We start from the raw sequence: 13,622 nt of genomic DNA on the forward strand, positions 1-13,622 counted from the left end.
ATTGAAATTTTACAACTTAATTGAAATTTTACTTCCTTTATAATCAACCACTTTATCCAGTTTTTCACTAGCCTTGTCAGGTTGCTTTTGGTTTAAAGATACTTTTACAACATTAAATTTACGTTGAGTAAGCATCCCTTTAAAAGTTCCTTTTTGCTCACTAATACTTAAAGTTTTTTTCAAATCATCCCACTTAAAAGTAATTGTTGCATACTTCCCTTTTTCATAGTTGTAATTATCGCCTTCATCTTCATAAAGTGTAAATTCTCCATCAGCTCCTTCATAAATGCGAATTTCTAAATTGTCCCACTTCTTTTCATCGGCATACTGAACTTTTGGCCCCCAAGGAATAACACTTCCAGCTTTGATATACAAAGGAATTTCATCAATTCGGGTTTCTTGATCTATTTCCTGACCTCCTTTATATTTCTTGTTTGTCCAGAAGTCATACCATTCAGTACCGGCAGGCAGATAGACCTTTTTCGACTTTTTCTGACTGAAATCTACTGCAACTGTTTTGGTTTTATCACTAGCGTCTTTTTTGTTCCATCCAGTATCTTCATTCGTTTTCACGACAGCCTCTGGAGTATATTGCGCATTAATAATTGGAGCTACCAATATGGATTGACCAAATAAATATTCGTTGTTCATGTCTTTGACTTTATCATCCTCAAAGTCCATCATTAAAGCACGCATCATACTAGATTGTCCATTGGTGATTTTCCAAGCATTCGAATAAATATAAGGCAGTAAGGCGTAACGCAAATTGATGGTTTTTTCGATTGCATCATAAATGGTTTCTCCTTTTTTACCAAATTGATATATCTCCCTAGGAATATCTGTACCGTGAGAACGCATCATAGGCGTAAATGCTCCAAACTGCAACCAACGCACATACAATTCTTGATAAGAGGAGTTTCTGGATCCAGAACCATCATTCCAACTTTTGTTATAGGCTCCAGCAAAAAAACCTCCAATATCAGTATTCCAGTATGGAATTCCACATAAAGAGAAGTTTAGTCCAGCAGGTATTTGTTTGCGCAACATATCCCAGGTAGAATTAACATCGCCTGACCAAGTATTTGCTCCGTAACGCTGTTGACCCGCAAAAGCTGAACGAGTCAAAATAAAAACTCTTTTATCTGATGATACTTCACGCTGATGATCATAAACGCCGCCAACAGTCATTAATGGATAGGCATTTCTAACCTTTCTAAATGAACCTAAAAATGTTTTGTTGTCAAAATCTTTAGGTTTAAAATCCAAATGATCTGGCTCTGTAGAATCCATCCACCAACCATCGATTCCTAAAGAAAACAATCCTTTGTTTAAGTATTTCCAATAAATATCTCTTGCTTCCGGATTATAAGCGTCATAAACTTGTACTCCCGAAGGGAAGTTCATATCTGGTGGCCAGGTTTCTTTTCCTGATTGTGGCCAAGTCTGAAAATCCATCAGCATATTTTTAGCTTTCATCTCTTGGAATTGCGGTGTTTTTGGACCAAAAGAAGACCAGATAGAAATCAATAAGTGTGCATTCAAATTATGAATGTCATCAATCATTTGTTGTGGTTTTGAAAATTCTGGATTTAAAAAATTCATTCCATTCCAATGGTAATTATCGCCCCAATATTGCCAATCTTGAATAATACCATCTAAAGGGACACCCAAATCACGGTACTTTTTCACTACCTCAACAGTTTCATTTTGACTTTTGTAACGCTCTTTACTTTGCCAGAAACCGAAAGTCCATTTAGGAAACATAGGTACCTGCCCTGTCAAATCACGCATTTCGGCAATTACGCCATCAGCATTTTTACCACTCATGAAATAATAGTCAATTCCATCTCCGACTTCGGATTTAAAAGAAGTTTCTTCGGGATTATCGCTAAAATCCGTTGGGGAATAATTGTCCCAAAATAATCCATATCCTTTATCCGATTGAAAAAAGGTCACAAAATCCCAAGTGTTATTCTGCACCATATGAACTTTCTGGTTTCGTTGCGACATTTTTCCGTTTTGGAGAATTCCCAATCCGTAAATTGATTCTTTTTTATCCAAAACAAAAGATTGAGTTATGGAATACGTTTTAGAACCTGCATCATCAAAATTTGTAAAAACGGCTCCAGAATTTTTTTCGTTCAATAACGATTTACCATCAACTGTTTTAAAATTTATAGATCCATCGTTTAAATTTAAAACAGCTTCGACGCTCTGGCTTTTCAACGAAACAGTTGTATCTTTTTTATCAATAGTGAATTTTGTGTTTTCAGCCACTTTTACCACTGACAAACTTTTCTTTTCAAAACTTCCTCCGGCAGGATATTTTATAACTCTAACTATTTCAGGACTATAAAACTGAATTTCAACTACCGTCGAATTGATAGACGTTTTTACTCCTAAATTTGTTTTTTCATAAGATTGAGCAATACTGTTTAAGCTAGTTAAACAGAATAGTAGCGACAACAAGTAGACTTTTTGTATCATAATTTTAGACTTTGTTTTTTTCCAGTATAGGTAATTTCTCTTTTTTGTGTTTTTCCCTCCTTATTGATTAAAACAACATTGAAGTTTCTTTTAGACAGCATTCCTTTAAATTTTCCTTTTAGATCATTTATTGTCAATTGCTTTTCAGCATTTTTCCATTCGAATTTAATTTGAGAAAAAGCGCCCTTTTCATAATTGTAGTTATCTCCTTCATCTTCGTATAATGTAAAATTACCATCGGCACCTTCGTAAATACGAATTTCAAGATTATCCCACTTTTTTTCATTAGTCGATTGTACTATTGGTCCAAAAGGGATTATAGCACCTGCTTTCACAAACAATGGTATTCTATTTAATGGTGCATTTACTTTCACTTTTTGTCCTCCGTCAAAACTGTTTCCTGTCCAGAAGTCGAACCATTTTGTATCTTTTGGCAAATAAACTTCCCAATCTGCAACACCTGATTCAACAACTGGGGCAACTAAAAATGATTTTCCAAACATATATTCATAAGGCTGACTCACTGCTTTTTCATCGTTTTGAAAATCCATTACAAGCGGTCTCATAAAAGTAGAACCTTCTTTAATTTTTGATGTTTCAGAATAGATGTACGGCATTAATTGGTAACGAAGATTCAACATCTCTCTCATATTGTCTTCCACTTTCTGACCGTATTTCCAAGGTTCAGTTTCGGTTTGATAGCCGTGCAATCTAAATATGGTACTAAATGCTCCCCATTGAAACCATCTGGTTAACAATTCATGGAATTTTTCATCCTTGTATTGTCCACCACCCGGACGGAAAAAACCACCAATGTCGGTTGTCCAATACGGCATTCCTGTTAAGGTAAAATTCATTCCAGAAACAATTTGCTTTTTAAAACCATCCCAGGTTCCGCCAATATCACCTGACCAGTTAATAGTTCCAAAACGTTGTTGTCCTGCAAATGCAGAACGTGTTAATATGGTTACCCTTTTTTCAGGATTTGTCTTTCTCTGTCCTTCATAAACCGATTTACTTACAAATAACGGATACGTAAGTCGGTAAAAATCGCCAGGGCCTTGATGTGTCATCGTGCCAACAAGAGCATCGTTTTCCGGCTCTGTTGCATCCATCCACCAACCATCAACTCCATTTGAAAATAAATTTTCATTTAATGTATTCCAATAGGCTTTACCTGTTTCGGGATTAAAATAATCCAGCCATTTGGTATTCGGAATGTACATTCCGTTTTCAACATATTTTTTCCCAATTGCAGAGTTTTTATCCGGATTAGACCAAACAGAAATCACAAAATGAGAATTCAAATCGTGTAATTCCTTAATAAAACCAGAAGGATTTGGGTATTTTTTTTCGTCAAATTGTGGCACTCCCCAGCCATTATTTCCCCAATACTGCCAATCTTGTACAATTACATCTAATGGTAATTTACGCTCACGAAATTCTTTGACTGTTTTAATCAAATGTTCGCTGGAGGTATAACGTTCACGACATTGCCAAAAACCATACGCCCATAAAGGCAACATAGGAGCCTGACCTGAAACACTTCTGTAAGTATTAATTACTTCATCCGTATCTTTTCCTTTGAAAACTACATAATCTAAAGATTTAGCATTCGAAGATCGGAAAGTTGTCGAATTATTTGTTTTTCTAAAACTCAATTTAGGTTTATTAGTAGTATTACAAACGATTTGAACCGAATGTTCACCAGCTTTCAAATTAACCAATGCACTAATTGCAGGTGGCAACCACAAATTAGATTGATCGATAATGGTTTTATCATCAATTATAACCAAATGACGGCTGTCCATATCGCCTAAATCTAGCATAATGGAATAGTGTCCTTCTTTTTCTACACTAAATTTCCCTGTATATAATGCTTGTCTTTGCGATACTTTTTGAGTTCCCGATGTTGTCGTTACCTCAACTTCTTTATTGTTATCCGATGATTTTTCGCTTTTAGCAAGTGTAATCAAATTATCGTTTGGATTAAACTCGGTAAGCCCATATTGATGCCAAAGAATTCCATATCCTTTATTGGAGTATAAAAAAGGAACTGCAATTTGTGTATTCACCTGAGTTAATTTTTGGCTAATGTCTTTTAGATTATAATGTCCGTCCTGAAACTGTCCCAATCCAAAAAGAAATTCATTTTCAGGCGAATTAAAACTTTGCTCGACTACATAACAAGGATTTCCATTTACAGTACTGGAAGCCATTTTTCTACTATCTGCTTTTTCGCTTAAAAAAACATTTCCTTTGCTGTCCTTGAAATTTAATGCTTTGGTTTTTTTATTGAATAAAACCGTAATTGAAGTTGTTTTCAACTGAATTTCATCATTGTTCTCCGTAACCTTAAAAGCAGGCACTGGCAATTTATTTACAAGAATTAATTCTTCATCCTGCTTTATATTCTCTGCATTTATCTGAATTCTAATTGAATTTACTGTTATTGGAATAATATTCAGCGTGCCTTGAGTTAGCCGAATCGAAATATGATCTTTATGCAAAGTATAACTCGTATTGATGCTCTTAAAACTGAATAGCAGTATTAAAAAAATGGGAGCAAAAAATTTCGGTTTAAAATTCATAGTAATGATTTATTTAATAATTTGTATTGATGCGACAAAGCCTCCTAAGCTCAACATTTTAACATCGACAGCTGTTGTTGATTTATCCACAACTAAGTATTGCGTTGAAAAAGTTTTATCGTGAGTTCCATCAGCAATTAATGTTAGTTTATAAGTATGTCCTTCTGGTAAAAAATCAAATTTTAAATGTTGTATTTTTTCTTTTTTTCCTGAATTAATTCCACCGATGAACCAATTATCACCTTTTTTACGAGCAATAACTGTAAACTTTCCTGGATAACCGTCAAGCAGTTTAGTGTCATCCCAAGCTGTTGGAACATCCTTTAAAAATGTCTTTGCTGCATCTGGCAAATTATAATAACCCTCGGGTCTATCGGCCATATGCTGGATAGCTGACTCAAAAACGATACTCAATGCCAGTTCGTGTCCATAAGAGGTAATATGGGAAAATTGTGAATTTGTAAAAGTAACAGGTGTATAATCCATCGAACCAATTACGTTTCTTGTATAGGGCAATGTATTATTATGTTCTGCTGCTGATGTTGTTAATTCTGGTCCATTATTATACCATTCGGCTCCGCGAACTGCCTCATAAGTCATCAAATGTGGATAGGTTCTTTGCCAGCCACGAGGAACTAAACAACCGTGAAAATAGACCATAATTTTATACTTAGCGGCATCTTCTAAAATATCAAGATAATAGTTCATCATTTCTTGCTTTTCGCTTAAGAAAAAATCAACTTTTATTCCGTACACACCAAGCTTATTTAATTTTTCAAATTCTTCAACTCGATTTTTGTGTGTTAACATCCGATCCACTGGAGTTGAAGTAATCCATTTAAACTTTCCAGAATTATACCACATCAATGGTTTAATTCCTTTGGAATGGATGTATTTTATTGCATCTTCTAATTTTCCTCCATTCTCCATTTGATCCCATTCCCAATCCAGAAGTGTATAAGGCCAATTCATCGATGCTGCCAAATCTGCAAATTCTGTAACTACTTTAAAATCTTTTGTCCCATGGTTATTCGACCAATAATTCCACGAAGCCAGTCCGGGTTGAATCCAATCTGTATTAGTTAAAACGGAAGGCTTGGACACATCGTCAACTAAAGTGGATTCGACAATATCAGAAAGACTTCCAATAATAACAACACGCCAAGGCGATTTCCAGGGAAGTGAAATTTTAGTCTGTGGTTCTCCTACTCCTTCGTCCTTGCCTGGAAGTGTTACTTTATATTGAGAATTGGTAGTTTTATTACTGAGTTTTGTAGCCGCATAATTTCTATCGACATCTGCCTCATGGATTAAATACCAAGCTGAAGCATCATTGGTCTTAAACAATGCCGGATAACACCAATCTTGCTGATTAACAGCATCACTCATATTGCCATATAAACCTTCATTTGAAAGATCAAATTTTTCTAACCAACGGTTTGTTTTATCTGGAATTGAGTATGACGTGAGTTCATCTTTTATTGTAAACTCGCCACTTTTTTCAGGAAATTCATACCTAAAAGTAACACCATCATTGTAAGCTCTAATGATTATATTAAGTTTTGCTTTCGAAGGATTTTCAAAATATAAAACTATTTCATTGGCTGAATTGGTACACTTAGAACGTTTTCCGTGAAGTGCAGCATATTCTTCATTAATTAACAATGGCTTACCAACTTTTATCAATTTTAGTTCTGTTGAAAAGTCTTGGTCACTTCTAGAAATGCCTAGATCTATTTTAGGTAATACTTCTGAAATTTTTCCGTTAAAATTATAATTAGCTTGTAGATACCAGTTATCATTATTATCAAATACCGATACATTGATTTTTTTATTTGGAGACACTACCAATGCCTTTTGCCCAAAAGACAAAACAGTTATAAATAGAAATATAATGATATTGATTTTTGACTTCAAAATTTCTTAATTTAAATTTTTGATTAAACGAACATGATATATTGCACTGGTACTCGCATTTGATTGCGCTTGAAAACGCACTCTAACTTTATCTTTCCCTTTTATGATAGCAGCTGGAATTGGATAAGTGGTATCGATAAATTGGTTAATACTGTTTCTTTTAGAAGTATCTACAGATGCTAATTTTTGATCATCAATATAAATGTCAAACTTTTTTGTACCCCATTCAAATCCCCAATAACGTACAATAAGACTTAGATTAGTTTCAGAACGAGTTGCCATCAGGTAACTAAAATAGCCTTGATCCCTGGCATCTCTCCAAAACTCATTTTCAGAATTGCCCGCATTGGATTTTGATTTTTCCATATAATGATCACTTTCTGGCTGTTGTTCTCCAGTAGCAACAAAATCAACCGTTCTTTTTTCAATTTCTAACTTTTGTTTTTCTATGGTTGCCAAAGAATCGATATAGGTTTTATGTCCTGATTTTGTTAACGCCAACCAATACATCATATATCTTGCATCGTGTATTTTGTAAAAAGGTTTCAAATTATTTTGAATACCGTTTTCCATCTGAAGGTTTAGTTTGAAATTCAGCGGTTTTCCGTCAATGGGTTGCAATTTATTGGCAATATTTTGCATATCATCTTCTATAAGAATAGGAGCTTCAGTAACAGGCAATTTTCTTCCACCTGCATATTGTCCAAAACGGCTATCATCAGCAATAATTCGTTTTAAATCTTCAGTTCCCGTGCTAGCCCCTAACAATATTGGCCCGTGTAAAAAGGCAACATATTTATCCAAATAAGGCAATTTTTCAACTGTATTGTGCATTGGGAATAAAATCTCAACTACATCTCCTTTTTTCCATTCTCTATTTACACTTACATAAGAAGAAGGCTTATTGTTAAAAGCAATACTTTTGCCATTAACCAATACTTTCAAAGCTCCTTCTTTGACCCAACTTGGGTAACGAATTAGTAAATTAAATTTTGAACGACCTTCTTCAATGATAATTTTGGTTTGTTCCTGCTCTGGGAAATTTGTTAGTTGCTTAATTTTAATTTCTTTTTCTTTCCAATTCAATGTTGAAGCAATAAACAAATTCAAATACAAATCGTCTTTTTGATGCGTATATATAAACTGATTGTATTTTCCGTGGTTTTCCATTCCTGTTCCTACACAACACCACATAGCTTCATTTGGAGCAGAATAAACTCTATAATGACGCGGTCTCGCTGGAGTAAAATAGACATAACCACCGTGCTCAGGATGTTGAGAAGAAAGTATATGATTGTATAAAGTTTTCTCATAATAGTCTGCATATCTAGCCTCTGGAGATACTCTAAAAAGATCTTCGGTAAGTTTAAGCATATTATAGGAGTTGCAGGTTTCTGGCCCATCAACCTCACTGACGTAATCAATACTTGCCGATTTGCTTGGAAAATGTTCTTTTCTACTATTTCCACCTAAAGCCAATGTGCGATTTGCTATTACAGTATCCCAAAAAAAGCTTCCTGCATTTCCAAATTTTTTATCACCACTTACCTCTGCAATTCTTTCAAAACCTATAAATTTTGGTATTTGTGTATTGGCGTGTTTATTGTCTAGATTGTCAATTCCTTCTGAAAGTGGATTAAGGACTTGCTTATGAGAATAGCGTTTTGCTGCGGTAAGATATTTTTTATCACCTGTCATTTGGTAAGCATCAGCATACACTTCAGGCATACCTCCGTGCTCCATATTAAGCATCGATTCCATTTGATCATCAGTTAATGTTGCGGTTACATTAATTCCCCAATCACAGAATTTTAGAAAAAGTATTTTAGCCTCTTCATTATCTCCGTATAACCAGGCATCTCTTAAGCCTGCATACATTTTATGTAAATTATAAAATGGTGCCCAAGCCCCATTATAAATCCTAAAATCTCCTTTTTGAAAAGCAGTCCATAAGTCTTTACTTTTTGGAAATCCTCCAGCATATCCAGTTCCCCATTCTTTATTATTGATAGCATTTGTTTCCTGACATATCTTAATTTCAGAAATCATATAATCCATTCGCTTTTTACATTCTTTATTTCCCGTTGAAGCAAAATTTATTGCCAATGCTGATAAATAATGCCCGCCAACGTGACCATCAAGTCCTTCCCAATTAGGATAAGTTGGTGCTTTTGGTTCTAAACCTGCTTCTTTTCTATAAGGCGCCAATAATCGATTGACATCATATTTTAAAAGCACCTCAATATTAAGATCTTGAGCGTGTTTGAAAGGCCCATCTAATAGAGTTACATTCTCTAATGGAAACTCGTTTGGGTACAATTTTTCTTGAGATTGAACGCTTATCGCAAATAACGAAAAGCATAAAACAAGGTTTACAATTAATCTACTTACTTTTATCATACTATTTTATTGAATTGAAATTTTAATCATTTTTAAATCCTTTGCCTCGGAGCTATTGCCATAATACACTTCATATTCTCCCAATGTTACCGCCATCGCCATAGTTTTAGAATCATAAAATTCAAAAGATGAAGCAGGTAAATCGATGGTTACATTTTGTTTTTCTCCTGCTTTTAATTCGATTCTTTTAAAAGCTTTTAATGTTTTTAGAGGCCCATCAACATCGTTTAGTTTTCGAACATACACCTGAACAATCTCTGTTCCTTCGCGTTTGCTTGTATTTTGAATAGAAAAATTCAATTGTGTATTTTCATTCGATTTTATTTTGGTCTTACTTAATTTGGCCGAACCAATATTGAATTTAGAGTAACTCAATCCAAAACCAAAAGGGAACAAAACATCTGTTGTATATCTGTAAGTGCGGTTCTTCATTGAATAATCTTCGAAATCCCCTAATATATCTGAATTTTTATAAAATGAAATTGGCAATTTTCCAGCAGGATTGTAATCTCCAAAAAGCACATCGGCAACCGCCTGACCTCCAGCTTCGCCAGGATACCAAGCTTGCAAAATGGCTTCACAACTTTCGGTCTCTGGTGTTAAAGCAATGGCAGAACCCGAGCAGTTTACAAAAATTACTTTTTTGCCAGCATCTTTCAATTCTTTTAAACATTTTCTCTGAACAGCTGGAAGTTCAATATGGGTTCTATCTCCACCTTTGAAACCTGGATAAGAAACCGGCATTTCTTCGCCTTCAAGCAAAGTCGAAAGTCCGCCTACAAAAACTACGGTATCGATTCCTTTTAATTTTTTAATCAATCCACTGAAATCAATGTCAAATTCTTTTCCAAAATCGAATTCCAAATTCGCCTGCCAATTGTTGGATTGGGCGAAAAGAATTTCAATACTGTATTTTTTACCTGCTTCAACAGCAAAAGGAAAATTACTTGGAATCGTACGCCAATTGGTATATTTTGCAACTGATTTTCCGTTGACCAATAATTCGAATGCGCCAGTTGCACCTGTTTTAAAAACAAGTGTATCATTTGCTTTGGCAGTAAATTCGGTTTCATATTTTCCTGAAAATCCTTCTAATTTAACCCCCGAAGCAAACTCGTGTTGTCCAGCAGTTGTCATTTTTATAGGATTTATAATTTGCTGAGAAATAACACTAGCGCCTTCTCTATTTGGATTATTCCAATACGTTGCTTTCATTCCTTTTTTTCCATTAAAAGAAATTTGGTCAAAATAACTTTGATTTACTTTATCCTCGACTAAATCACAGGCTTTGTCATAAAATATTTTATCGGCAGTAATTTTAGATTCTATTCCAGCTTTAATCGTAATCGTTTTAACTGGAGTTCCGTTATAATTTCCCCATAGCATTGGTTCATTGCTGGCATTTGGTCCTATTACTGCAATTTTACCTGCGGCTTTATTCAATGGCAGTATGTTATTTTTATTTTGCAAAAGTGTCATTGACTTTTGAGCCATTTCCAGCGTTAACTGTTGGTGTTTTTTGCTATTAAGAACCGATGCTGGAATTTGCGCCCAAGGAACAATAGCATCATCATCCATTTCGCCCAAATCAAAACGTCCTACTAAAACACGAAGCAGACTTTTATCAATATCCGATTCTTTGATTAAGTCTTTTGCAACTGCATTTGGCAATTCTTTAAAAGGATATTTTTCCCAAACACATTCTACATCAGTTCCTGCCAATACCGCTTTTGAAGCTGCGTGAACCGCATCTGACGAAACTTTATGTGTGGTATAGAAATCGGTAACTGCTCCACAATCTGAAACTACCAAATATTTATACCCCCACTCATCACGAAGAATACGTTGCAAAAGCTTGGTGTTGCTACAACAAGGTTCATCATCAATTCTTTGATAGGCGCACATTACCTGACGAACATCCGCATCCATCACCAACGATTTGAAAGCAGGCAAATAAGTTTCGTATAATTCACGAGGATTTACATTATTCAAATTCAATTCGTGTCGGCTCCATTCTGGCCCAGAGTGAACAGCAAAATGTTTGGCACAAGCTAATAGTTTTCGGTATTTTGCATCTGTTGGTCCTTGTAAACCTTTGACCACTGAAACTCCCATTCGAGAAGTAAGATAAGGATCTTCACCATAGGTTTCCTGACCACGCCCCCAACGGGGATCTCTAAAAATATTGACGTTAGGCGTCCAAACCGAAAGACTTAAAAAACGCTTGTTTTCATTACCATCTTTAATCCATTGGTTGTATTTGGCTCTAGCTTCATCAGAAACAGCATCAAAAACAGTATAAACTAATTGATCATCAAATGAAGCCGCCATTCCAATTGGCTCCGGAAAAACGGTTACATTATCATTATTGGCGTATCCGTGTAAAGCTTCACTCCACCAATTAAATTTTTTAATTCCTAGTCTTGGTATCGCATCCGATTGATCACACATTAATGCCGCTTTTTCTTCCAGCGTTAATCGTGAAATTAAATCTTTTGCTCGCTCTGTCGAACTAAGCGACGGATTCCTAAAAGGAAATTGTTGTGCGCTTAAACTCATTATAGAGCATAAACCAATTAGAAATAGATAATTAATTTTCATATTGAAGCTGAATTTACTAATGTGTTTTTTTGCAAAAAATAAGTTGAAATTAATTCGCTTTTGAAATTTGACCGTCGATATGGAAATAATCGAAATCTGCAAAACCACCGACATTTTTAGTCGCATAATTAAACAAACCAAATCGGTAGCCCATAAAATGAGGTAGTGTGTATGGTAATTTTATGGTGCTTCCAATGCTGATCCATTTTTTTCCATCTAAACTGTAATAAAATTTTCCTTTATCAGCTCTGTCTTTAAAATTACATTCCGCTTTGAAATACACTTTATCCTGATTTAGAGGAACACTTTCTATTTCTTTTGGATTGCCTTTTGCAGCTTCTGTCATTACAATTTTTTTGGAACCATTCTCCATTTTTACAGCTACAAAACCATATTCTTTTTGTAAAAGAGAAAGCCCTGCAAGGTCTCCTTCTTTCATTTTTGAAACCTCAACAAGTGTTGAACCTGAACATTCAGGGCCAAAAGTTCTTTGAGTTAATGTATTTTTGGCTTGAACAAAACTGCTGTCAATTCTAGCTGTTTTTAATCTTAAATATCCTTTTCTCTCTCTAACAGACCAAAGAGAATTATCTGGATTATGATTCCACTGCCAAACTAAAGGCAAGTCTTTATCACTTTTTTTACGATTAAATTCATCTGAATTTACGATCCCTGGAATTAATCCTTTGCTAGGAGGTAAATCTAAATATTCAGGAACTTTACCATTTTCTCCTAATATTGGCCAGCCATTTTCCCATTTTACAGGAACTAAATAAGGAATACGTCCTACTCCTCCTGCATCCCTAAATAAATAAGAAAACCATCTACCATCTGGAGTATCAATAAGTCCGCCTTGTGCCACACCTTGATCTTGTAATCCTACTTTTCCTTCCCAAGGACCATTAATGTTATCGGCACGATGAATAACTACAGTACGCATTCCGCCACGTGGCCAGTTTATATTAAATAAATAATATTTTCCATTAATTTTAAAAAGTTGAGAACCTTCAGATTGCAACATAATATTGCTTCCAGCAGGAGCACTGGCATTTTCAATCAAGACTCTTTTTGTTTCTTCTTTTACACCTGAAAGATCTTTATTTAGCTCTATAATTTGAAGTTTTCCTGCTCCCCAAACCATATACACTTTTCCATCATCATCAAAAAGAATAGAGTGATCGTGGTAGGAACTATTTAAAACTATTTTTTTCCAAGGTCCTTTTTCTATATCTTTTGTTGAATAAATGTATGTTTTACCTGTTGTTCCTGAAAAAGTACTTACATAATAAATTCCATTTTGGTAGCGCAAACAACTAGCCCAAGAACCTCTACCATAATCATTTTTACCATTATCCAAGTTGATCCTATCATTGTTGTATTCCAGCGTTTCATAAGCATAACTAATCAGTTTCCAGTTCACTAAATCGGTAGATTTCATAATTGGCACTCCAGGATTCATATGCATTGTGGTACTACTCATATAGTAAGTATCGCCAACTCTAATCATAGACATATCAGGTACATCTGAATAAATAACTGGATTTTGTGCTTTCCCATTTTGTGCAAAAGCAGAAGTAATTAGCACAAGACTTAAAAATAATGATTTGATAAAATTTCTCATTAGTA

General features: G+C 34.8%; 6 protein-coding genes. All 6 read right to left on the reverse strand.

The genetic code is table 11. The annotated features are described in order from the left end of the window. Positions 1 to 9: 9 nt before the first annotated feature. Positions 10 to 2,487, reverse strand: coding sequence for a glycoside hydrolase family 31 protein (locus OZP15_RS14125; protein ID WP_281336451.1), 2,478 nt, complete (start codon positions 2,485 to 2,487; stop codon positions 10 to 12). Next, entirely contained in the window at positions 2,484 to 5,078 is a 2,595-nt protein-coding gene (locus OZP15_RS14130) for a glycoside hydrolase family 31 protein (RefSeq protein ID WP_281336452.1), read from the reverse strand. The genes OZP15_RS14125 and OZP15_RS14130 overlap by 4 nt, the downstream gene beginning before the upstream one ends. Before the next feature lie 9 nt (positions 5,079 to 5,087). After that, positions 5,088 to 6,995, reverse strand: a complete 1,908-nt coding sequence (locus OZP15_RS14135) for a glycoside hydrolase family 97 protein (protein WP_281336453.1) — start codon at positions 6,993 to 6,995, stop codon at positions 5,088 to 5,090. 6 nt (positions 6,996 to 7,001) lie between these two features. Continuing rightward, a complete protein-coding gene (locus OZP15_RS14140) occupies positions 7,002 to 9,395 on the reverse strand; it encodes a glycoside hydrolase family 127 protein (protein WP_281336454.1) in 2,394 nt (797 codons plus the stop codon). A 6-nt stretch (positions 9,396 to 9,401) separates the two neighbouring features. Next, positions 9,402 to 11,954 (reverse strand): xylan 1,4-beta-xylosidase, encoded by a 2,553-nt coding sequence (xyl3A, locus tag OZP15_RS14145; protein WP_281336455.1) that lies wholly within the window; start codon positions 11,952 to 11,954, stop codon positions 9,402 to 9,404. A gap of 91 nt (positions 11,955 to 12,045) precedes the next feature. Beyond that, on the reverse strand, positions 12,046 to 13,617 hold the full coding sequence (locus OZP15_RS14150; RefSeq protein WP_281336456.1) for a glycoside hydrolase family 43 protein: 1,572 nt from the start codon (positions 13,615 to 13,617) through the stop codon (positions 12,046 to 12,048). Positions 13,618 to 13,622 lie beyond the last annotated feature (5 nt).

The sequence above is a fragment of the Flavobacterium eburneipallidum genome (assembly GCF_027111355.2).
GTDB classification, from domain to species: domain Bacteria; phylum Bacteroidota; class Bacteroidia; order Flavobacteriales; family Flavobacteriaceae; genus Flavobacterium; species Flavobacterium eburneipallidum.

What these genes read in the sequence shown, in the direction of transcription:
- OZP15_RS14125 (WP_281336451.1), bottom strand. Translation starts at nt 2,487, where the DNA reads ATGATACAAAAAGTCTACTTGTTGTCGCTACTATTCTGTTTAACTAGC.
- OZP15_RS14130 (WP_281336452.1), bottom strand. Translation starts at nt 5,078, where the DNA reads ATGAATTTTAAACCGAAATTTTTTGCTCCCATTTTTTTAATACTGCTA.
- OZP15_RS14140 (WP_281336454.1), bottom strand. Translation starts at nt 9,395, where the DNA reads ATGATAAAAGTAAGTAGATTAATTGTAAACCTTGTTTTATGCTTTTCG.
- xyl3A (WP_281336455.1), bottom strand. Translation starts at nt 11,954, where the DNA reads ATGAGTTTAAGCGCACAACAATTTCCTTTTAGGAATCCGTCGCTTAGT.
- OZP15_RS14150 (WP_281336456.1), bottom strand. Translation starts at nt 13,617, where the DNA reads ATGAGAAATTTTATCAAATCATTATTTTTAAGTCTTGTGCTAATTACT.